At 32.6% G+C, this 22,828-nt stretch carries 18 protein-coding genes; 1 reads left to right on the forward strand and 17 read right to left on the reverse strand.

The genetic code is table 11. The features are described 5' to 3' along the window. Nucleotides 1-280 precede the first annotated feature (280 nt). From M2651_RS02775 to M2651_RS02820, 10 genes are all read right to left on the reverse strand, one after another. Entirely contained in the window at nt 281-1,213 is a 933-nt protein-coding gene (locus tag M2651_RS02775) for a sugar phosphate isomerase/epimerase family protein (RefSeq protein WP_252130810.1), read from the reverse strand. After that, the gene (locus tag M2651_RS02780) at nt 1,213-2,202 is read right to left on the reverse strand and encodes a sugar phosphate isomerase/epimerase family protein (RefSeq protein ID WP_252130811.1); all 990 of its coding nucleotides are present in this window, start codon (nt 2,200-2,202) and stop codon (nt 1,213-1,215) included. The genes M2651_RS02775 and M2651_RS02780 overlap by 1 nt, the downstream gene beginning before the upstream one ends. Before the next feature lie 91 nt (nt 2,203-2,293). Then, a complete protein-coding gene (locus tag M2651_RS02785; protein ID WP_252130812.1) occupies nt 2,294-3,472 on the reverse strand; it encodes a Gfo/Idh/MocA family protein in 1,179 nt (392 codons plus the stop codon). Nucleotides 3,473-3,510: 38 nt separating this feature from the next. Further along, complete coding sequence (locus tag M2651_RS02790; protein WP_252130813.1) at nt 3,511-4,500, reverse strand: sugar phosphate isomerase/epimerase family protein; 990 nt, start codon at nt 4,498-4,500, stop codon at nt 3,511-3,513. 22 nt (nt 4,501-4,522) lie between these two features. Then, nucleotides 4,523-5,674, reverse strand: a complete 1,152-nt coding sequence (locus M2651_RS02795; RefSeq protein ID WP_252130814.1) for a Gfo/Idh/MocA family protein — start codon at nt 5,672-5,674, stop codon at nt 4,523-4,525. A gap of 260 nt (nt 5,675-5,934) precedes the next feature. Further along, nucleotides 5,935-7,650, reverse strand: coding sequence for a glycoside hydrolase family 3 protein (locus M2651_RS02800; protein ID WP_252130815.1), 1,716 nt, complete (start codon nt 7,648-7,650; stop codon nt 5,935-5,937). Nucleotides 7,651-7,654: 4 nt separating this feature from the next. Further along, nucleotides 7,655-8,668: an ABC transporter permease gene (locus tag M2651_RS02805; protein ID WP_252130816.1), complete on the reverse strand. Its 1,014-nt coding sequence runs from the start codon at nt 8,666-8,668 to the stop codon at nt 7,655-7,657. A gap of 62 nt (nt 8,669-8,730) precedes the next feature. Continuing rightward, nucleotides 8,731-9,906 (reverse strand): sugar ABC transporter substrate-binding protein, encoded by a 1,176-nt coding sequence (locus M2651_RS02810; RefSeq protein ID WP_252130817.1) that lies wholly within the window; start codon nt 9,904-9,906, stop codon nt 8,731-8,733. Between the two features lie 40 nt (nt 9,907-9,946). After that, nucleotides 9,947-10,918, reverse strand: a complete 972-nt coding sequence (locus tag M2651_RS02815; protein WP_252130818.1) for an ABC transporter permease — start codon at nt 10,916-10,918, stop codon at nt 9,947-9,949. A gap of 15 nt (nt 10,919-10,933) precedes the next feature. Next, on the reverse strand, nt 10,934-12,442 hold the full coding sequence (locus M2651_RS02820; protein ID WP_252130819.1) for a sugar ABC transporter ATP-binding protein: 1,509 nt from the start codon (nt 12,440-12,442) through the stop codon (nt 10,934-10,936). Nucleotides 12,443-12,717: 275 nt separating this feature from the next. Between M2651_RS02820 and M2651_RS02825 the strand changes: the two genes are divergently transcribed. Continuing rightward, entirely contained in the window at nt 12,718-15,222 is a 2,505-nt protein-coding gene (locus M2651_RS02825; RefSeq protein WP_252130820.1) for a GH39 family glycosyl hydrolase, read from the forward strand. A 56-nt stretch (nt 15,223-15,278) separates the two neighbouring features. Here M2651_RS02825 and M2651_RS02830 read toward each other — a convergent pair whose 3' ends face one another. From M2651_RS02830 to M2651_RS02860, 7 genes are all read right to left on the reverse strand, one after another. Beyond that, complete coding sequence (locus M2651_RS02830; protein ID WP_252130821.1) at nt 15,279-16,205, reverse strand: sugar phosphate isomerase/epimerase family protein; 927 nt, start codon at nt 16,203-16,205, stop codon at nt 15,279-15,281. Nucleotide 16,206: 1 nt separating this feature from the next. Beyond that, nucleotides 16,207-17,184, reverse strand: coding sequence for a sugar phosphate isomerase/epimerase family protein (locus M2651_RS02835; RefSeq protein ID WP_252130822.1), 978 nt, complete (start codon nt 17,182-17,184; stop codon nt 16,207-16,209). A 140-nt stretch (nt 17,185-17,324) separates the two neighbouring features. Continuing rightward, nucleotides 17,325-17,963: a nuclear transport factor 2 family protein gene (locus M2651_RS02840; protein ID WP_252130823.1), complete on the reverse strand. Its 639-nt coding sequence runs from the start codon at nt 17,961-17,963 to the stop codon at nt 17,325-17,327. 58 nt (nt 17,964-18,021) lie between these two features. Next, nucleotides 18,022-18,957: an ABC transporter permease gene (locus M2651_RS02845; protein ID WP_252130824.1), complete on the reverse strand. Its 936-nt coding sequence runs from the start codon at nt 18,955-18,957 to the stop codon at nt 18,022-18,024. Next, nucleotides 18,957-20,465, reverse strand: a complete 1,509-nt coding sequence (locus M2651_RS02850) for a sugar ABC transporter ATP-binding protein (RefSeq protein ID WP_252130901.1) — start codon at nt 20,463-20,465, stop codon at nt 18,957-18,959. The genes M2651_RS02845 and M2651_RS02850 overlap by 1 nt, the downstream gene beginning before the upstream one ends. Further along, nucleotides 20,465-21,436 carry an ABC transporter permease gene (locus tag M2651_RS02855; RefSeq protein ID WP_252130825.1) on the reverse strand — a complete coding sequence of 324 codons (972 nt, stop codon included), beginning with the start codon at nt 21,434-21,436 and terminating at the stop codon, nt 20,465-20,467. The genes M2651_RS02850 and M2651_RS02855 overlap by 1 nt, the downstream gene beginning before the upstream one ends. 118 nt (nt 21,437-21,554) lie before the next feature. Continuing rightward, the gene (locus tag M2651_RS02860; protein ID WP_252130826.1) at nt 21,555-22,691 is read right to left on the reverse strand and encodes a sugar ABC transporter substrate-binding protein; all 1,137 of its coding nucleotides are present in this window, start codon (nt 22,689-22,691) and stop codon (nt 21,555-21,557) included. Nucleotides 22,692-22,828: the final 137 nt, after the last annotated feature.

Below are 22,828 nucleotides of genomic sequence, written 5' to 3' on the forward strand. Positions count from 1 at the left end.
AATAGTTTTTTCATCACTTTTACTCCTCTCCCACATTACAATGAAATATTTTACATTTTTATTGTAAACGTTAATATTTGTATATTCACGCCATTTTTATTTTGTATATAGACATTTTTTGTCATAACTTAAAATTAAACACAAAAAAGCCAAGCAATAAAGCAGGCATTTACACCTTTTATTTGCTTAGCTTTTAAAAAGTATATATTAATATTAATTCAATATGCTTATTTAAAGACCTGATGAAATTTTATCAGGTATCTTTTAAAATTATTACTTTTTATTCATAAATTGGTGATAGAACATGGTTTATATAATACTTAGAAAGCAGCATTGTAGCCATTGGATCTGGGGTACCGTCTGTTTCAACACCTATCCATCCCTTATATTGATGTTTCTTTAATTTATGCCATAAGCCTACAAAGTCTACCTTACCTGCCCCTATTTCCCAGAACCAGCGGTCTCCATTATCCTGAAACTCAGCTCCTGCCTTTAGCCTTAATTCATCAGGTGCATAGGCAAAGGTAGTATCTTTAAGATGGAAATACTTTACAAAATCATGATATTTGTCATACATTTCTACAGGGTCAAACCCCATAATAAGAACCTGTGCAGTATCTAAGCAGAATCCTACATAGTCAGGATCTAAAAGTTCAATATATCTTTCTAATTCATTTTTATTAATAGCTCCCCAAAATTCAGTATGAACACATGGTATTATACCTTTATCAGCACAACGTCTGCCAAATTCATTCATATATACAGCACAATTTTCTACTTGTTCTTTACTAAGTGGTCCAAGTCCGTAATATCCGCCGCAAGGCATAATATTAATTCTCTTACCACCTAAATCAGCCGTAAAATCAATTATTTTTTGAGCGTTTTCCAAAGAACTTTTATGCAGACTTTTATCTTGTGAATTAAATGCTATGCTGAAAGTACCTGTTACTTCTTCAATTCCGCGCTGCTGTACAAATTCAGTAAATTTCTTAGCTTCACCGAAAAACTGTTCTATATAAGGCTGCATATGAAACATTAGTTCAATTCCCTTAAATCCAGCACCTACATGATACTTAATTATCTGATCCCAATCTAAATAGTAAACTGAATTACTGAAATCCCCTTTATAAAATTCACTCCAATTATTTATTTTTGGATATTGAACCATTAATCCCCACATATTAGTCTGATAAGAGTATTTCAAGTTTCCCATTATAGATCTCCTCCTAACTTGCCTACAATTTCATGATCTACAAACCAACGCATCTTTAAAAGAGCTTTATATACATTAAGTGTTTTCTTTGATTCGCAAATCACCCAGCCATCATAATTACTGTCTTTTAATATCTTTGCTACACCGAGAAGATCTACCTCTCCGTCTCCTAAATCAGAAAATACCTTTTGGCTTCCTTCTACAGGAATTTCTGCATTCACTTTTTTATAATTGCAAACCTCATCAGTAAAATCTGTATCGCTGAACCTTAAATAAGCAATTTCGTTTTTATGTGCATTTACTACCACTTTAGGATCGTCTCCAGTTATCTTAATATGAGCAAGATCTGGGCTAAATAGTGCACCTTCAACTTGTTTTAGAAGCTGTGCAATTTTATTTCCTCTCATTAAGCTCCAATATTCATTTTTAACAGCTACGATAATTCCCTTCTCTTTGGCTGCGGAAACAAGCTTTTTTAAAACTTCGATGGTTTTTGCAGTAAATTCACCATCTAAATCACCATCTGGCATTATGTTAAGCCATCCAATTTCAGGTGTAGGTGAAACAACCAACCCTTTACTTCCAAGTGAAACTAAAAACTCAATTGCTTCCATTCCCATTTTTTCAAAGAGAGTAAAATAGTTAGACATAGGTTGTCCTGAAGCAACGATTTCTAACATTACGTCATTAGCATTGATATGAACTCCTGTTACTTCTTCAATTCCCACATCATTTAAAAAGCTCATAAACTCCTTTGGTGAACCGTATTTTGCATTTACTGCGAATTTGCTTATAGGCACTCCGCACCTTCCAATTTCAAATGCCATAGGGTCGCTTGAAAATGGATTATAAGGCAGTTCAATTCCCTTAAACCCTGCAGCAGCAACAAATTTAAATAAATCAACCCAAAAGGATTTAGATTGCATATATATAAAATTTGGACCGCTTGTCTTTAAATTTACTGTTTCTAAACTTAAACCAAATTTCACAATAACAACTCCATTCTATTAAAGTCTTTTTTTATGCGCCATCAAAAGTAAATTTGAATGGCGCATAATCACAATTTTATTAAAAAATCAACTAATCTAATTCTCCTACTTCTAGTCCTAGAGGAATTGGTTTTGGTATTTCGCAAGTGCTTGTCATTTTATAAATCATACCCTCATTTGCTGATTTATCAAAACTTGTAAGTGCCTCTGTTACATGGTACATAAGTTCACCATTAGCTCTATGTTTACGTCCTTTAACTAAAGAATAAGCCATATCTAATAGACCTAACCCACGAGCATTCATGGCAATATGATGATACATTAATGGAATTTCTTTTACAAAATTAAGCATTTCAGGTGAATGTATTTTTACTACTGCTTCACCAGTACTTAGCCCTTCAACGCTGTCTAACATATTTTCACCTCTTAAGATCTTAACCGGACCACCAAACATATTTGGATCAGGAACGATAAGAGTACCTGCTGTACCATAAATTTCTAAACACGGTAAATTAGAATGCCAAATATCAAAACTCATATTAATATTGGCAATTACACCATTTTTAAACTCCATAGTACCTGAATAGTGTGTAAGAACATCAACATCTACCTTTTTACCTTTTAAAGGTGATGTGCTGGTAATAGTTCTTTGATTGAAGCTCTTCTTTGCAAAACAATGGGTTTTACTTATAGGTCCAAGTAATGACACTAATGCTGTAATATAATACGGTCCCATATCCATCATTGGGCCAGCACCTTCTTTATAATAAAACTCTGGTGCAGGATGCCAGGATTCATGGCCATGGCAAATCATATTTGCAGTTGCCGCAACAGGTTCACCTATCCATCCTTCATCAATTATTTTTTTACAAGTTTGAATACCAGCTCCTAAAAATGTATCTGGTGCACAGCCAACCATCAAACCTTTATTTTTTGCTATCTCTAAAGTTTTCTTAGCATCTTCTAAATTTAAAGCCAGCGGTTTTTCACAATATACATGCTTTCCAGCTTCCAGTGCAGCTATATTTATTTCTGTATGCGCTGCTGGAATTGTAAGATTTAATACTATTTCTATTTCTGGATTTGCAAGTAATTCACTTACAGTACATGAATTAGGAATATTAAACCTTTTTGCTGTTTCTTCAGCCTTTTCCTTAAACATATCTGCAACAGCTACAACTTCAAGAGTCTTATACATATTGGTAATATTAGTTAAATAAGTATTACTTATTACTCCGCAGCCAATAACTCCAATTTTAACTTTCCTCATATTTTCCGTCCTCCAATTTTTTATCGTATTTTTCTCTTTTAAGCATTTTTTAATGCGCCATCAAAAGCAACTTTGGATGGCTCAAAATCACACTTTCTTACAAAAGCAGCTGCTTCTGTTGCACCAAATATACGATCCATACCGCTATCTTCCCATTCAACAGATAATGGTCCTGTATAGTTTGCTGCATTCAGTTCGCGAATAATCTTATCAAAATCAACATCTCCATGTCCCAGAGAAACAAAGTTCCAGCCTCTTCTTGTATCTCCAAAGGTAAGATGTGAGCCTAAAATACCTGCTTTTCCATCTAGATTAACATAAGCATCTTTCATATGAACGTGATATACTTTATCAATAAAATCATGAAGGAAAATTGTAGGATTAACCCCCTGCCATATTAAATGACTTGGGTCAAAATTTAAACCTAAAGTAGGTCTATTTTTAAATACCTTAAACAGTCTTTCTGTAGTATAATAGTCAAATGCGATTTCTGTAGGATGTACCTCTAAAGCAAACTTAATACCGTTTTCATCAAACACATCAAAAATTGGTGACCATAAATCTACCTGCTCCTGATATGCTGCTTCAATCATTTTCTCACTAGTTTGCGGGAATGAATAAAAGTACTTCCAAACAGCAGAACCCATAAATCCTGTAACAACTTTTGCACCTATATTTTTAGCAGCTCTTGCAGTATTTTTCATAGCTTCAATAGCCCATTTTCTTATTTCATCTGGTTTTCCTGCTAAGTTAGCTGGAGCAAAGCCATCTAAACGCGGATCCCATAAATCTCCCACACATTGACCTATTAAATGTGACGCAATTGCATAACATTTAAGACCATTTTTTTCAAGAACACCCTGTACATATTTTACATATTCCATATCAGATGCTGCTTTATCTACATCTATATGTCCCCATGTAGCAAGTTCAACACCATCATACCCCATTTTTTTTACTAATGGACATAATTCCTCAAGCGGAATGTCCGCCCATTGTCCTGTCATTAATGTTAATAGTCTACCCATAATATATTCCTCCTCTTATTTTTTAAAGATTAACCCACTGAGCATCATTGTCTCCGCTTTTAATTACAGCATGTATAAACTTAACACCATTCAAACCATCAAGAGCCTTAGGGAAATCTAAATCGTTTGCAGTCAATTCTTCGCCATTAATCTTCTTTAAAACAGCTCCAATATAGGTTTTATAAAGATTTGCAAAAGCTTCATAATAACCTTCCGGATGTCCGCATGGAATTCTTTTTAATTCTGCAGCCCTTCCATAAACATATTGATTTCCTCTAGCTAAAATTTGCGGTGCTTCGCCTTTTGGTATAAATGTCAGATATTCTGGTTTTTCCTGATCCCATTCTATTGCTCCTAATGTACCGTATATTCTAATTCTCAAACCATTCATATTGCCCACTGCAACTTGTGAACACCAATAATTACCGCAGCTTCCATTATCGTATTCAACAAGCATATTTGCATTTAAGTCTAATTCATGTCCAAATCTATCAACTCTTGCTGCCACTCTCTTTATCTTTAAACCAGTAATATAAGCTACTGTATTTTCAATATGGGAGCCTATGTCACCAACACAATTAGAAATACCGGCAACCTTAGGATCTGTTCTCCATCCAGATAATTTGCTTGTTCTGCTTACTACATCGCTTAATTCATCAATTAACCATTCCTGTGGATATTCAGCACTTACATTGATAACTTCCCCAATTTTACCGTCATCAACTAACTGTTTTGCAAATTTAACCATTGGGTAACCTGAATAAGCATAAGTAACTGCAAATAAAACGTCTTTCTCTTCAGCAAGCCTTTTCAATTCTTCTGCCTGTCCCACTTCAAAACACAGCGGTTTTTCACATACTATGTTTATACCATGCAAAATAAACTCTTTAGCAATTTCATAATGTGAGTTGTTTGGAGTTACTATGGAAACAAAATCAATTCCATCTTCTCTTTGACTTTCTTTCTCAGCCATTTCTTTGTAACTTGAATATACTCTGTCAGAATCTAACCTGTAAGCTTCTCCTGTTTCCTTGTTTAACACAGGATTAGTGCTGAAGCAGCCTGCTGATAAGACTGCACAGGATTCAAAATTAATAGCATTTCTATGAACTCCGCCTATAAATGCATTCAAGCTCCCTCCAACCATGCCGTAACGTACAATTTTTCTTTTCATTGATATACCCCCTAACTTATATAGTAAAATAACTTTATATCATTATTCTAAACAAATGTTATTGTGCTTTCTTGCCAGTTCTTAATATGATATGGTCATTTTTTGTTGTTAATACCAAAAATATCAAATGAAAAATTATAAAATCAAAGCTATTATAAAATTACTCAAAAAATTAAAGCACATAGAGAAAGACTCTCAGTATGATTTGCTGTGAGTCTTTCTTTATATGCTAATAAATTGATTTGCAATGAAATTTTATTTTAATACAAACGAGTATCCCACATATTGCAGAAAGGATCTACCGGGCTTTTACCTTTAAATTCACTCTTTCCTTGAAGCTTCTCAATTAATGTTTCCATAACGCATTGAGATGAGCCATAAGTATTAATATAGGTTCTAATTCTAGGTACATCAACCAAATGATAAGGATTTTCCAAGGAAATAAAAATTGTAGGAACTTCATGTATAAAAATCGGACAGTCTGCCCCCATTGGTTGAGCCCACTCAATTCGTACAGTAGTCTGATTTGATTTAGTTGCCATATTTGCCAGATAAATCAATAAATCATATTTATCTGTTGTATCAGCCATTGGTGCTACAACTCCTTCAAATCCAGGAGCAGGAACATATAAATCTACCTGATATCCTTCTTTCCTGAGCATATCCACAAAAATTCCTGCTTTGCTTTCCGTTCCAAATCCATCGGCTGTCATTCCATTTTCTTTTCCATAAACCAATATCCTAGGATACTTTTCTGGACTTAAAGGCAGTACACCCTTTTCTTCTTTTACTAAAGTAATAGCATTGTCAGCTATTTCTTTTGAAATTCTCAGATGTTCTTTACATCCAACTACTTTCTCAGCTTCACTTAAATCAGGATAAATAGAACCATCAGCTTTTTTCTCAGGTAATTTCAATGCAGCTTTTAAAGCTAATATATTAGTAACTGCTTCATTCAAGCGTTCCTGTGTTATTATTCCTTTTTCTACTCCATCAGTTATATACTTTAAATCCTCTTCCTCATTTTTAGTAAACAAAATCATGTCACAGCCTGCAGCAACACAAAGAGGCAATGCATCTTTCCTAGCCATAGCACATCCAAGTCCAGCCATGGCAGAAGAATCCGTTACTGTGGTTCCATTAAAATTAAGTTTTCCTCTTAAAAGTCCCATAATTAATTCTTTAGAAAGTGTTGCAGGCATAATTTCTTCATCTTTTAGCTCAGGATTTAATGCTTTTGACCATGCTGGCTGCATAATATGACCAATCATAACTGTTAATACTCCTGCATCTATACTTCTTTTATACGCTTCTCCAAATGTTTTCATCCAATCCTCTTTAGATAAAGAGTTAATAGAAGTTACTAAATGCTGATCTCTTTCATCTACACCGTCACCAGGAAAATGTTTAATTGAAGCTGCAATATCGTACTTTTGCAGAGCAGTCACATACTCTTCTCCCATTTGAGCAACTAATTTTGGATCAGAACCATAGGTTCTAGTATTTGTGATCGGATTTCTCCAGTTATAGTCAATATCAATAACTGGTGCAAAAGCCCAGTTTAAGCCAAGTCTACTAGCTTCTTCGCCTATAATTCTTCCTAATTCTGAAGCATATTTAGTATTTCCAGTTGCTCCAATTGACATTTGAGTTCCTACATAAGTTCCAGTAGTACATGTTTGATTCATCCCCGCTTCCATATTTGCAGCTATAAGAAAAGGGATTTTGGAATATTTTTGAAGAACTGTAGCAGTATTAATTAGCTCTTTTTTGCTCATAGGTCTGCACATTAATCCTCCATAGCCTTTTTCTGCCATTCCTTTTAAATATTCTTCATTGTCAGAATAAGTAATCATACAAAATAATTGTCTTATTTTCTCTTCCTGAGTCATGTTTGATAAAGTATTTTTTACCCATTGTATTTGTACATCATTTAAGTAGTAAGGTTTTTGTGATAATCTATCTTTCAGTACCATTTCATCAATTCTCCAATTCTATTTTAAAATATTTTTTCTCTAACTTGCCAACTAATCTTCCTATTTTAGAAAATTGAGCAGTTAATGAGTAAAAACTTAGCATGAAACAACCTAGAATTATTTGCTGCCAGCCTCCTGCACCAAGACCAATACAATTCAAACCATAATTCAGTATTTCCATTCCAAATGATGCCATTACTACTCCAACAGCATCATTACCTGCCAAACCGATGAACATCCCCATATAAGCTGGTGCTATATATGAAAATAAAGTATTAGCAGTAGATAGCCCAGATTGAGGTGCAATTGTGTTTTGAGAACCATAAATAACTCCAGCTAGTCCCAAAAGTAATCCGCAACAGATAAATGTCTGAAGAACGTTCTTTTCTTCCTTAATACCAATATTCACACCCGCTTGTTGATTATTAGAAAGGATTTTTGCTTGTTTACCTGGTACTGTAAAATTACAATACCCTATAAATATGACTAATGCTAATATTAGTACAAATAGTATATAAGGCATCTTTCCAAAAATAGTCAAACTAGCATTACTCATTATACTTAATCCTTGTGAATTAAATATAAGATATGTAAAAGACTCATAAAGCAATGCTACACCAATAGTACATATGATAATTGGTAGACGACCAAATATATATATTATTCCTGTAATTAAACAAAATCCAACCCCAAATACCAAGCATAAAACAAGATAAATCCAAGGATTATTATTCATACGCTGTGCTAAATTACCAGCTAGAATTGCAGATAAAAGCATGGTAGCACCACCTGAAAAATCAAATCTTCCATTTTTTAATTGAAGCCAAATGGCCACTGCTGCAACCGAAGTTGTAGCAGTATTAACCAGAACAGTTCTCCACATATCAACAGATGTACCAAAATAAGTAATATTGTTAAATCTAACAATAATAAACATTACCCAGAACATAAGAAATGGAAAAAGTATTGATAAAAATACACTTTTAATTATTTTATACGTATTTTTTCCTTTATTCATATTTTTTCTCCTATCTTACTGCTGTGAATTTAACTGCATATTTATTTATAATTTATATTTCTTTATTTTTTCATCAGATTATCTACAGTTAATGACTTAACTGTTTCTATTAATTTAGCATAAGTTGCATCTTTATTATATGAAACACATAGATTTCTTACATCTTGTGAAGTTAAAAAAGAATCCCTAAAATTAGCTGTATAGTATATTGATTTAGTTTTAACAGTTTCCATCTCTTTATCATTACTTATAATCATTAAACCGGAATCAACACGTTCGCTTACAGCAGGAGCATCACTATAAGATTTTCCATTTAATTTATCAATAAGCTGAACAAGTGGATATACTATAGCCTCAGGGCTGGAAAAAATGATTTGTTGAAAACTTCTATTTCCTAAAGAACCAAAGTTAGCTGCATCATCTTTTCCTTCAAAACCAGAAGTATATAACTTTATATTAGTTTTACCCGACGCAACTAAAGTTGGATACACATTAATTGCTCCTGCAGCTATTGAAAAAATAGCATCTAAATTTGCGTTCTTAGTAAGATATGTGGAATCTAATGGTTTAAATTCTAATACCTGTGTAGGGATAACATTAATTTTTTTACTTGCATCTGCAGTTTTGTTATACTCGTTTATTACAGTTCTAAAAGTTTCATCTACTTTTTTCTGATTAGGATATGCATACTCTGGAAAAGTTAGTACACCAATATTTTTATACCCCTTTTTAATTACATCTTCAGCTACAATCTTTCCCCAATCGCTCAAATCAATCTTACCATCAGCAACTGTTCCCACAAAATATTTATTCTTGAATACTTTATCAAATGCAGTATTATAGCTTAGATTATAATCACAAAGAAAACCTCCAAGATATACACCAGCTTTTTCACATTCCTGCAGTATAGACACTGTCCCCATATCTGCTGTCATTATAATTCCCTCAGCACCTGCAGAAATTAATTGCTGAATTTTTGATTTGTTTGTTGCTTCATCATAAACAGTTAATGTAGTATAAATAAATTCAGTATTTATATCCTTTGAAATTCCTCCAAGAAAAGCTTTTATTGCTTCTACTGCTTTCCCAGTATCTGTATATAGAGCAACTCCTATTTTATGTTTTTTTTCGTTAATATTATCAGTCTTGCTATTGCTGCTGCATCCAGTTAACAATGTTGTCATAAATAATGCACATAACAACATTAAACTCATAATTTTTTTAAAATTTCTTCTCATAATTAAATCCTCCATTAATTTTATATTTTAATTTGTCTAATTATCTCGGTAAAATACCTTCTTTTTTACGGCAAGTTAATAGAATAACCACAATAAATATAATTGCTTTTATTAAATTCAACTGTGTCAATTCAACTCCTGCCAATGTCAAACCATTTGTTAGTATTACATAAGTAAACGTACCTATAAGAGCACTGCTAATTTTCGACTTCATTCCTCCAGATAAAGGCATTCCTCCTAAAATCAGTGCAACCATTACATCCATAGCGTACCCGTCACCTGTTCCTTTTCCTGCTGTTCCTGTACGTGCTGTTAAAAACACGGTAGCAACTGCTACACAAAAACCAAGGAAAACATATGCTATAACTTTCCATCTTGTAGTATTTACTCCTGCCTGAATTGTAGCAAGTTCATTTGCCCCTATACTTTTTGTATACTTTCCCAGCTTTGTATATTTAAAAAAGTAAGCAGAAACTAACGCAATAAGTATAATTGCAGCAACCATTACTGGTGTAGAATTCCAAAATTCAAAATTGTACTCTGTTGAAACAGAGTTACTGCCACTGTTCTCCATTAACAGCATTCTTATCCCAGTAAATAAAGACGATAAAAACATTGATGTAACAATAGAAGGAAGTCCAAGCCATACTGCTACTGCTCCATTTATCACACCGCAAATCATAGCTAATATCAAGACTGTAAGAAAACCTAAAACAACACTTCCTGTCTTATTGACAATACTAATTATAAGAATACAATAAACTCCTATTTGTGCTCCAATGCTTATATCCATATATCCCATAGAATAAATAAATACTGCTCCAAGAGCTAATATTGCATAGACACATACAGATTCAACTAGAACACCTAAATTATAAGTATTCCACAATCTTCCTGAACTTAGAATTGTAAAAACAACTATGCAGAATAAAAGCCCGCCATAGGATGCAATCAACGATATATGTTTTTTATTTAACTGAAACTTATAATTATTAATTTGGTATTCTTTCATCGTAATTTCCTTCCTTTAAATCATATATTCGATTACATCAGTTTCTTTAAGATTCTGCGAACGTTCAAACTCATGACTAACTTTGAAATCTTTCATTATTATTAATCTATCAACCATACCTATCAATTCTGGTAATTCTTCACTAATCATCAATATTGCCTTACCTTCTTTTTTCATTTCTGAAATCAATCTATACATTGCTTGTTTTACTCCGATATCAACTCCTCTGGTTGGACAATCCATAATAAATACTTCACTTTCTTTTGCCAGCCATTTGGCAAAAGAAACCTTCTGCTTATTGCCACCCGATAAAGTACTCACCCATTGTGTTCTATTGCCGCATTTTATTGAAAGAAGATCTATTCCTTTTTCTGACAATTTTCTCTCTTTTATTGGATTAATAAAAGATTTACAGCTTAAGTTAACAAGGGAAGGTAATACAATATTTTCTTCAATAGATCCATTCAATATTAAAGCATCTTTATCACGGTTTTTTGAAATATATCCCATTCCATTTTTTACCGCTATATTTGGATTTATAATTTTAATGCCATTTCTAAGTACTTCACCGCTTTTAGGCTTGTCTAACCCAAAAGCAATTCTTCCAATTTCGTGCATGCCACAACCTGAAAGACCACCAATACCAATAATCTCCCCCTTATGAAGCTTAAGAGAGAAATCAATAATCGATCCGCAATTGATATTCTTTAACTCTAACGCAATTTCTTCATGATGTGATATATCATAATCTTCTCTATAGTAAGCTTCACCAATTTCACGTCCTACCATCATATTACGAATTTTTCTTGGAGCATTTTCTAAATTCATTTCATTACTAGAAACCTCTCCAATAATATTTCCATCACGTAATACAGTTAAAACAGTACATTTATCTAATATCTCATCAATATCATGGGATATAAAAATTACAGCCTTTCCATCAGCTGATAATTTATTCATTAGCTTGTACAATATTTCTCTGCCTTCAAAGGATAATGCTGTTGTTGTCTCGTCTACAATAAGCACCTCTGTATTTTCATCTATCCCTCTTATTATCTCAATAAGCTTGCGTTCTTCAAAACTATATTTATTTATATTGTCTTTACCTTTAATATGACTAATACCAAATTTATTCAGCAACTTATCTGCTTCATCATTCATTTTTTTATTACTGAAGAACCCGAATTTTGAAAATTGCTTTTCACGACCAGCAAATAAATTTTCTGCAACAGTGCAGTTAGAAATAGTATTGGCTTCTTGTAATATCATTGATATGCCATGTTTTTGCGCATCTACCATGGAACTTGGTTCCCAGAGATGTCCTTTGAAATACATTTCACCCTTTGTAGGTTTCTGCATACCAGCAATAATAGAAGTTATTGTTGACTTACCACTTCCGTTTTCACCAACTAATCCTCTAATTTCTCCTCTATTTACTGTTAAACTGACATCTTTTAATGCAATAGTTGAACCAAAAACCTTATTCATATGTTTTATCTCCAGCAAAACTTCTTTATTAGCCATATTCTACCTCCTTTCAAGAAAACATTTTCTAATACTCAACTACATACTAATTATATTTGCTAACGTTTAACTTACCAACTTATCATTTTGACAGATATTACTGCAATTTTTGATATTTTCTCTCTATTAAAAATTTATTTTTATTTATAAGTCAAAAAAACGAGGTGTAATATTTATAATTCAACAAATTATAAATATTTGATTTCTTTTATTTTTTTATTTATACTAAAAATACATTAATTTTTCCAACCACATTATTAAAGGGGTAATTACTTATGGAAGAAAGACATGAAATTATTAACTTTTCGGATAAAATTCCTGTTAAGATTTTTATAAATAAACTTGGAAACGTGCCAAAACACTGGCATAATAGTCTTGAAATTTTATTTATTCTATCTGGTACTGTTCATATTCTCGTCGATGATAAATACTATAGTTTAAATAATGAAGATTTGTTATTAATAAATAGTCAGTCTCTTCATGAGTTATATTCTGATGAATGTGAATTAATTACATTACAGATTAACCTTTCAAAATCAGAATTTTTTAATGATTATAAAAATTTATTTTTTTCCTGCTGCTCTATAGATGATACAGATAAAAATAATTACGATTATATCCGTTATCTTTTAGCAAAATTAATTAAAGTAAATGAAAGCGGTGAAAATTCTTTCTTAACTATTGCAATAACCTGTCTGCTGCTAAACGAACTTGTAACGAATTTTCAAGCTAAAAAACCAGATAAATTTACTGAAGATAAAAAAAATTTCAATCAGCTTTCAAATATTCTTGACTATATTAACAATCACTACAGAGAAGGTATTACACTTAATGATATTGCTAAAAATGAGCATTTTTCTGTGTCATATTTATCTCGTTTCTTTAAGAAATATATGGGCGTAAATTTTACTTCCTACTACAATAAAATTCGTTTAGAACATGCAGTGAATGAAATGTTATCCAGTGACGAGCCTATTTCTGCTATTGCAATCAATAACGGTTTTCCTGATTCCAGAGCCTTTGTTAGCTTGTTTAAAGAAAGCTATGGTATGCTGCCCAGTGAATACAGAAGTAAGAATACTGCTAATCATTACTTTGCTTCTGGTAAAAATGAAATAAATTATTTGGCAGTTACCACTTCTTCTTCACTTACAAATTTAGCAAAATATCTTAATATGTTTCCTGAACATAATGTTAATTTATTGCAAAGAAAACTGGATAAACAGATTGATATAGGAACTATAGATATTAATAAATGCAAAAAAATTTTAGCTCATAAATTCCGCAAACTTTGTTGTGTTGGCAGTACAAGAGATTTATTATTTTCGGAAGTTCAAGATATGCTTAAACAACTACAAAGAGAAATGCCTTTTGAATATATAAAATTCCACGGACTTTTATCCGATGACATGATGATATATGACGAACTTTCAGACGGAACCCCTATTCTAAGCTTTACATATATAGATAAAGTACTTGATTTTCTGCTAAGCGTTGGACTTAAGCCACTTATCCAGCTGTCTTTTATGCCAAAAGCTTTAGCTTCTGACAAAGAAAAAAACTCTTTTTTTATGCAGTATAATACCAGTCCTCCAAAAGATATAAATAAATGGGTTTACTTAGTAACATCACTAACCAATCATTTAATTGACCGATATTCTTTAAAGGAAGTATTAAAATGGCCTTTTTGTGTGTGGAATGAACCGGATACCCCTCCTGAAATGTTCGGATTTAAAGACACTACAAGCTTTTATAATTTTTACAAAGCTACTTATTTTGCTGTAAAACAGATAGATAAACGTATTATTTTTGGTTCTCCTTCTCTACTGCTTTTACCAGAAGATCCATTTAACTGGTATTATTCTTTTTTTGAATACTGTTATAAAAACAAATGTCTTCCTGATTTTCTTAATATTCATTACTATGATGATAATTTTGAAATATTAACGAAAAATCCAATAAACAATATTATATTAAACCGCCTCAATACAGACGAGGATTCTTTTTCAAAATACCTAGATTCACTATTTAACAGATTAGAACTTTACCATTTAAAAGATATCCCAGTCTATATGACAGAATGGAACTTAACAGTAAATCACCGTAATCTAATTAATGATACTTGTTTTAAGGCTTGCTATATCACTAAAAACCTTCTGGAAAATTATGATCGTTTAAATTCTTTTGGTTATTGGTCTTTAACAGATTTCATAAACGAACTTCAGCCATCAGAAATGTTGTTCCATGGAGGACTTGGACTTTTCACTATAAACGGTATACCAAAAGCCCATTATCATGCATTTAAGCTATTATATAAATTAGAAAATGAATTAATTGATTCAGGAAAAGGATGGTTTATAACCAAATCTTCTGAAGGTGATACTATACAGATTCTCCTATATAATTACACACATTACTCTAACTTATTTGCTACTGGTGAAATCTTTGACATGACTTCTATAAAACGTTATACTTCTTTTTCCAATTTATGCAATTCTATCTTTTCTGTCAGGCTTTCAAACATAACTTATGAAAGCTGCATCATTAAGGAGACGTTTATAAATCGTAATAATGGCTCCAGCTTTGATTCCTGGGTGCAAATGGGCGGTCAGCCGCTCACTTCAAATGAAGAATTGGAAATATTAAAATCACATTCTCAGCCTGGAATGTATATTCACAAAGAAAATATTAAATCTGGATATTTAGATTTACAAATAACACTTGAGCCTTTAGAAATTAGACTTATTGAAATAAAATTCAAGGTAAAGCAAACTACTTAAAAAGTAATTTGCTTTACCTTTTTAATACATTCATAAGTTTATAGTCATACCAGCTTTTATCTATAAATAGTACCTAATTCATGATTTATATAATAAGAGGACAATGCCATTGATGCCAGCAAATCAGGGGTACCATCAGTTTCAACAGTCACCCATCCCTTAAACTGATATTTTTTCAGTAACTTCCAAAGACCCTTGAAATCTAAAACACCTTCACCAGGCTCCCAGAACCATCGAGTGCCATCGTCAACAATTTCAATATCCTGACTATATCGTATTTCATCAGGCAGTTTTGGTGAAGCTGTGTCCTTCAGATGAAAGGTACAGATACGATCATGGTAATCATCATAGAATTTAACCATATCTTCACCAATAATAGCAATTTGAGCTGTATCAAGACAATAAAAAACCGAATTATGGTCAGTCAGTTCAATAAACTCGCGATGATTTTCTTTATTAATTGCACAAAAAAATTCATTATGCAGACCGATTTTAACGCCCTTATCAATAGCATAACGCCCCATTTCAGATATAACTTTAGCAGCTTGTTGAACCTCCTCTCTAGACAAAGGTCCAGTACCATAATAATTGTTACAAGGACAGAGATTCATATGCTGTCCGCCAAATGCAACTATAAGATCTACCATTTTCTTTGCAGTTTCAAGCACTTCATCGTACTTAGAAAGAATATGAGAGTTATCTGCACCATGAAACATACCGCTAACAGAAACTCCTCGCTCCTTCGCAAACTGTGCAAAATTCTGAGGTGTTCCAAAAAGCGCCATCATTTCTTTCATATCCCATGGAGCTAATTCAATACCTTCGTATCCTGTAGCGTAATGATATTTTAATATTCTGTCCCAGTCAGAAAAATAAGCAATGTTAGACTTTTCTTCATAATAAAATTCTCTAAAATTAACAATCTTTTTATAAGGAATCGTTTTCCAATGACTCATATGAGAAAGCTTAATATTTTTACACATACTAATTCCCTCCGTTTAAATAGCTTTCAGGAAGTGCTTTATTAATATAATAGCGAGTGCGCAGCAAAGCACGATATATATCCTTTGTATGACGACAGTTGAATATAATGCTTCCATCATAGCCAAATTCCTTTAGTTTAGCAGTAATAGCTGGAAAATCAATATTCCCTTGTCCAATATCACGAAATACATGAGTAGCATTAATAGAAGGAAACTCAGGCATGGTTTGCTCATAAACTGCTTTATCATCAACAAAAGCAGTATCTGTAAAATGCACACACCCTATTATATTTATATTTTCAGAAATTATAGAGCAAGGGTCTGTACCAGCAATAACAAGGTTTGCAGTATCTAAATCAAGCTTTATATTACTATCAAGAAAACGCAGGAAGTCTACAACCTTATGACCACGCAGCAAAGACCAATACTCATTTTTTATACAAAGCATGATATTTTTATTTTCTGCATATTTAGCAACATTCCTTAGCATTTCTGCTGTTCTGTTTAGAAACTGCTCAGAAAAACTTTCCCATTTAACATCTGCAGGACAAATTTCTTTTAAATCACCAATACATGGCGTAATAGTCAGTGTAACATAGGAAGCAGAAACTTCTTTAGCAAAATCAATTGCTTCAACAGCGTAATGATAATATGCACCAAAGTACATGTCCAAATTGCTGCTGATAAACAAGGAAGGATCTAAATGTATACCTATCATTTTATTAATACCAGAACTCTTAAGAATTGATAAATAATTTTGTGGGGTCTCAAATTTTACCTTAATAGAGCGCATAGTTAGAGGAATGCCTGAACGACCTCCAAAATCCCATTTAGGTTCATATGGGATTTCTATAGTGTCAAAGCCAGCAGCTGACACCAGGCAGTAAAGTTCATCCCAAAAGTATTTGCTCTCTCTCCTGTTACGATTGGGTTCTTGCCGATGCAAATCAACCATTTCAAAACTAATACCATAATTCATAAAAATATCTCTCCTATTATCTTAATATTATAATAAACCTTATCTGTTAAAAATCATTAGATTTATTGTAATATAAAATATAACTTTCTTCCTGCCAATTTATAATAAAACTATAGTCACTTTTTGTTCATAAGTAAATTTTATTCTTTATAAAAAGTATCTCCATCATAAGTTTCGTATGGCTCTGGAGGAATTGGTATAAGCTTCGCTATACCTTTAGTTGAATACGCTAATGTACCAAACCTTGACGGCTTATCTGATGCTGGCAGTTTTCTATCGGATGTCTCTAAACTATAATCCACCCAGGATTTATAGTAATCACAATAAATCTCAGTTGTGATAATGAAGTGCCAGAATTTCCATACACCGTCTTCTTTTATAAAATCAACAGCATACTTTCCCCAACACCAGGCAGATCTAAGTTCTCCAGTATCTTTACGGGTTTCCATTCCTGGTGACATCCATACAGCTTTGGCTGTTTTTCCATCACGGGCTACTTCAATAACTTCAGTAGTCAATGTATGAAGATTAAAAGATCCTAATTTGTCCCCATCCATATATGTATGAAAGTCATAAAAGAACTTTTTAATCCCTTCGGGACCTTCAAATATCCCAAGACTGTCATTTTCTATTCTGACACCCTCAGTTTTCAGTGCAAACAAATTAACTGTGTACATATGCTCGTGGGCATTATGATAAAAAGCATATTTACCCATTAAATTCTTAATTTCATGAATATCCCATAGTCTTTCTACTTTTTCATTAATAGACATTTCCATTTTGGTTCTCCTTTCTTAACTATCTTTAAACTGAATAATTTACTAAATAGCTTTCAATCTAAAGATTTAATGAGCTCATTTTTTTATTATTAAAGTAAATAGTAGCAAATAAAACAATCATTAAAAGAACTCCCTCAACGGCTTCAGAATATTCCGTTTTAACACCGCTAAGCTGCAGTCCGTTAACAATAATAGTCATAGTAAATGCACCAATAAGCAGTTTATAAATTTTAGCGCTAAAACCACCAGTAACCAATACTCCTCCCAAAAAAATTGCCATCATAACTTTCATTTCCATAAATTGCCCCATAGAAGCACTGGCTCCCCCTAGATTAGCCATCTGAATAATCCCAACTAAACTAGCTGTAAAACCAGATAATACGAAAGCTATTACTCTAACTCTATTAGTATCAATTCCAATAGATTTTGCAGTGGTTTCATTCTCACCCATTGCCCTGCAATATCGTCCTAATTTTGTAAATTCAAAAATATATCCTAAAACAAGAATTAAAGCTGCCAAAATAATTACTTTATAAGAAAGTTTATTTACATTTGTTAATTGAACTGGTGTGAAGATTATTGAATCAGAAATAAAATAATATAAAATTCCTTTGAGTGCAATTAACATAGCTAAAGTACACATAAAGGAAGATACTTTAAACTTGCTTATAATAATCCCATTCATTAATCCTATAGCCAAACCAATAATTATTGTACTGGGAATCATGATCCAGAAACCAAACCTGTCCACCAATAAACAGCCTATTGTTGCTGATACTGCAGCTATTCCACTTATAGATAAATCAGTACTGCCCATTGCTATAATAAATATTACACCTAAACCTCCGATTATTGTTTGAATAGTTTGATCAATTATTGTCTTCAAATTATAGGGGGATATCAATGTAAATTTTGAAGTTATTGTGAAAACAATAAATAGAACTAAAAATGCAGCAAATGCAATATTTTCCTTAAATTTAATTCGTTTTTTCATTATACCATCACCTCAATGATTGATTCTTCACTGAAATGTGAGCTTCGTGGTAATTTTGTAACAATTTTCCCGCTTTTCATTATAATAATGTTATCACACATTCCAATTGCTTCAGGTAATTCATCTGTAATAAGAATAATGCCGATACCTTTTTTCTTAATATCTTTCAGGCACTGATATAAGTATGCCTTTACACCAATATCTACGCCTCTCGTCGGACAATCTACAACTAATACTTTTATATCTTTAATCAGCCATCTGCCAAGATTTACTTTTTGTTTATTTCCGCCGCTTAAGCCCGACATTAATTGATATATTCCTACACACTTTACATTAAACAGCTTAGTTGCTTCTTCTGCCATTTTGCTGATTTTTTCATTACTTAAATAGCCAAACCTATTCTTAATTTCATCAGTGGAAGGCATAGTAAAATTCTCCCTTATAGAAGCATTCATCATAAGAGCTTCTCCGTCTCGATCTTTTGGAACATAAGCTATCCCATATTTTAATGCCTGTGAGGATTTCTTAATCCGAACATTCATAGAAGTCAAATTTACAGTACCCTTTGATACTTTAGTCAAGCCATAAACAGCCTTTCCGATTGTATGAATACCAGAATCACTCAAACCGCAGAAACCAAGAATTTCACCTTTATGAAGTTCAAAACTTATATTTTTTAATCCGTCCTGAGTTTCCAAGTCATTAACTGATAACACTATTTCATCCTCATATAACTCTTCATGATCAGCACGATAATATTCACCCTCTATTTGTCTTCCAACCATTTTTGTTTTTAATTCATCAATAGTCAGTTCTCTGCTTTGTTCAGTTGAAATTAATTCACCATCACGAAGAATTGAGATAGAATCAGTTATCTCAAGCATCTCCTCTAAATCATGTGTAATCAATATTATTGAACGTTCCATTTTTTTAAACTTTTTAATAAGCTCATATAGTTTTAATCGATTGTCGTGAGAAAGTGCCTGAGTTACTTCATCTAAAATTAATATTTCAGGGTCTGTTGAAAGAGCCCTTGCCAATTCTACCATTTTTCTATTTTCTACATTCATTTCTCCAGACTTTTTATGGAAACTTATCTCTGGAAGCTCCCACTTTTTTAATACTTCATTACATGCTTTATATATCTTTTTTAAGCTAACAATTCCAAAACTTGAAAATTGTTTTGTTTTTCCTAAATACACATTAATTCCTGCTGGAAGCGAATTAACCAAGCCCAGTTCCTGTACTACAATTGCAATACCTTTGTCATTTGCATCTAATGGTGATTTAGGTGCATATTCCTCACCTTTTAAGTACATTTTTCCAGAATCACATTTATTGATGCCTGATATCATAGATAATAATGTAGATTTTCCTGAACCATTTTCGCCAACCAAACCTCTGATTTCTCCTTTTTTTAAAGAAAAGTCAATGTGCTTATTAGCATGGGTTGGACCAAAATGCTTATCTAATCCTTCAATCTGCAATATAATCTCCTTTTCCTCCATCACTTTACAACTCCTTTCTCACCTCTTTGTGCAAGTATTCCAAAAATAATTACAATTACTCCAAGGAAAGTCTGCTGCAATGTCCCAGATGGAACTCCTAGTAATGTCAGTACATTAAAAATAGCTGTTATTATTATAGTAGCAACAGGTATAGCTATCATCAGATTAATATACTTTTCCATAACCTGTGCTAAAAGTACTGCTGCCAACGGCTGAAAAATAGTAGCAATACTTGTTAATCCTGTAGCTGCAATAGCACGTCCAGCATAGCTTTCAGTTAAAAAACCAGAAGCACCAAAGAAAGCACCTGCTATCAAGCCACCTAATAATAGTGTTTTTGAAACATTAATCCCCATCATTTTTGATACTTCTTGATTACTGCCTAAAGCTCTGACATTTAACCCAATTGTTGTCTTGTTGTAAACTACATATGCAGCAATAAGGCCGATTATTAAAATAATATTAATTGCTGGTGGCTGCCCGAATATTTTTTTATCATCATCCAACTGTATTACCTGAAGCCCGTTTTTTAACCTAGAATTAGAATATATAACGGTTATTGACTCGTAAATCATGGCCATACCCATACCTGCAATCCAAGATGTAATTTTTGTTATATTATACACTTGAAAATTAATTAATAACAAAATAAAACCAACAGCCATCCCACCAACAAGTACCCCTGCTAAGCCAAACAAATTTCCTAGTGTTCCAGTCACAGTTGCAGCTAAAATAATAACAGCACCAATTGAAAAATCAGTTATATTGCTTGCAAAAATAAAACTTAATCCCCATGCTGTGAATGTTGGTATAGTCGCACCAACAATTATAAATTTCAAGTTAAATAAAGTAAGGAATTTACCGCCTGCTATATGGTTTAAAATTAATGACGCTATTATTATGAAAAAAGCTTCAGCCAATATTCTAATATAATCTTTATGTACTTTTTTATTCATAAAATTAGTCCCCATCTAACTATACCTCCAGTATATAAGTGAGTTGCTCAAAAATATGATTAAAGAATATTTTTGAACAACCTCACAATACAACAAAATAAATGTTTATAAAAACGGCTTTAGCATTTTAAGATTACTTTAACTTTTCCATGAAAATCTTATCATAGTTTCCTATAAAATCCTTATAAGTTTGATAGCTTACGTTTGGATTATATCTATAGGTAAGATTTTTATATTCCTGCTCAGAAATAGGACTCTTATCTGCCTTCATCAAATCAATGAATGCTTGAGCCTTATCAGCTGTTAATGTTGCCATTTTAAGATTTGTAAAAACTGGAGCCTTTCCATCGGGATCCAAAATAGGATGTCCATCTAAATAATTAATAAGCAGTGTATTAGCAATTGCCCCACAAACCCATTGTCCTCCGTTCAAGCCTTTTATTTTTCCGTCTAATAAAGCTTGTGCAAGATCTGGAGTAATATCAGTTGCATATACTTTCAGGTTTGAGCTTTTATCATTTCTGCTCTTTATAGCATTTAAAGCTCCTAACGCAAAATCTCCGCCAATGCCGTATAAAGAATCTGCATCTGGATAAGCGGTAATTATATCATTAGATTTAGTTACAGCCTCTGATGGATCTGCACAGTTTACAACGCCTAGCACTTCTCCGCCGCCTGCTTTAAACGTAGCTGTAAATCCTTTTTGTCTTTCATCATGGGACATATCTCCCACAGCAGCTCTAACTAAAATAGCTTTTTTAGCTCCATCTGCTAAAGCTAATTTCGCAATACCTTCTCCTGCTGCATATTCTTCAGCTGAAACAGCTCCTACAAAATATTTACTTGCTTTAATTGGAGCAAATATTGCATCTGTTGTTGGCAGCTTATCATATAATACAAAGGGCATTTTTGCATCATTACATAATTTATTAACGGCTGTGAACTGAGTAGCAGCTATTCCAAAAAACTCTACACCATTTACACCTTTAGCAATTTGCCCTTGCAAATCAGTTATTACTTTGTCAATGGTAAATTGATTGTCTGCAACATCTAGTTTGCATCCGAAATACTGCAGTTCTGTTTTTGCTTCCTTAGCTATTATCTCAAGCGGGTATGCCCCAGATCCCCACAAATTATGTGCAAATGTATAACTCTTATTTGAAGCATTATTAGTTGAAGTGGACGTCGTATTACTGCTGGAACTGCATCCAACAAGCAAAGATGTAAGCATCACTGATGAAATTATCATACTTAGTATTTTTTTGTTCATATTGTTCCTTCCCCCTATTTTTTACAATTATCCAGATAACGGTCAAAACCATAAAAATATTTACACAAGATTCACCTCTCTCTCTTTCATTATTTGACTGATAATTTTCCTTTTCTAAAAAAGCTGGCTATATAAAA

The sequence above is a fragment of the Clostridium caldaquaticum genome (assembly GCF_023806125.1).
GTDB lineage: Bacteria > Bacillota > Clostridia > Clostridiales > Clostridiaceae > Clostridium_AT > Clostridium_AT caldaquaticum.

Coding starts and splice junctions, on each gene's coding strand:
- M2651_RS02775 (WP_252130810.1), bottom strand. CDS start 1,213: ATGGGAAACTTGAAATACTCTTATCAGACTAATATGTGGGGATTAATG.
- M2651_RS02785 (WP_252130812.1), bottom strand. CDS start 3,472: ATGAGGAAAGTTAAAATTGGAGTTATTGGCTGCGGAGTAATAAGTAAT.
- M2651_RS02790 (WP_252130813.1), bottom strand. CDS start 4,500: ATGGGTAGACTATTAACATTAATGACAGGACAATGGGCGGACATTCCG.
- M2651_RS02795 (WP_252130814.1), bottom strand. CDS start 5,674: ATGAAAAGAAAAATTGTACGTTACGGCATGGTTGGAGGGAGCTTGAAT.
- M2651_RS02800 (WP_252130815.1), bottom strand. CDS start 7,650: ATGGTACTGAAAGATAGATTATCACAAAAACCTTACTACTTAAATGAT.
- M2651_RS02805 (WP_252130816.1), bottom strand. CDS start 8,668: ATGAATAAAGGAAAAAATACGTATAAAATAATTAAAAGTGTATTTTTA.
- M2651_RS02810 (WP_252130817.1), bottom strand. CDS start 9,906: ATGAGAAGAAATTTTAAAAAAATTATGAGTTTAATGTTGTTATGTGCA.
- M2651_RS02815 (WP_252130818.1), bottom strand. CDS start 10,918: ATGAAAGAATACCAAATTAATAATTATAAGTTTCAGTTAAATAAAAAA.
- M2651_RS02820 (WP_252130819.1), bottom strand. CDS start 12,442: ATGGCTAATAAAGAAGTTTTGCTGGAGATAAAACATATGAATAAGGTT.
- M2651_RS02825 (WP_252130820.1), top strand. CDS start 12,718: ATGGAAGAAAGACATGAAATTATTAACTTTTCGGATAAAATTCCTGTT.
- M2651_RS02830 (WP_252130821.1), bottom strand. CDS start 16,205: ATGTGTAAAAATATTAAGCTTTCTCATATGAGTCATTGGAAAACGATT.
- M2651_RS02835 (WP_252130822.1), bottom strand. CDS start 17,184: ATGAATTATGGTATTAGTTTTGAAATGGTTGATTTGCATCGGCAAGAA.
- M2651_RS02840 (WP_252130823.1), bottom strand. CDS start 17,963: ATGGAAATGTCTATTAATGAAAAAGTAGAAAGACTATGGGATATTCAT.
- M2651_RS02845 (WP_252130824.1), bottom strand. CDS start 18,957: ATGAAAAAACGAATTAAATTTAAGGAAAATATTGCATTTGCTGCATTT.
- M2651_RS02850 (WP_252130901.1), bottom strand. CDS start 20,465: ATGGAGGAAAAGGAGATTATATTGCAGATTGAAGGATTAGATAAGCAT.
- M2651_RS02855 (WP_252130825.1), bottom strand. CDS start 21,436: ATGGGGACTAATTTTATGAATAAAAAAGTACATAAAGATTATATTAGA.
- M2651_RS02860 (WP_252130826.1), bottom strand. CDS start 22,691: ATGAACAAAAAAATACTAAGTATGATAATTTCATCAGTGATGCTTACA.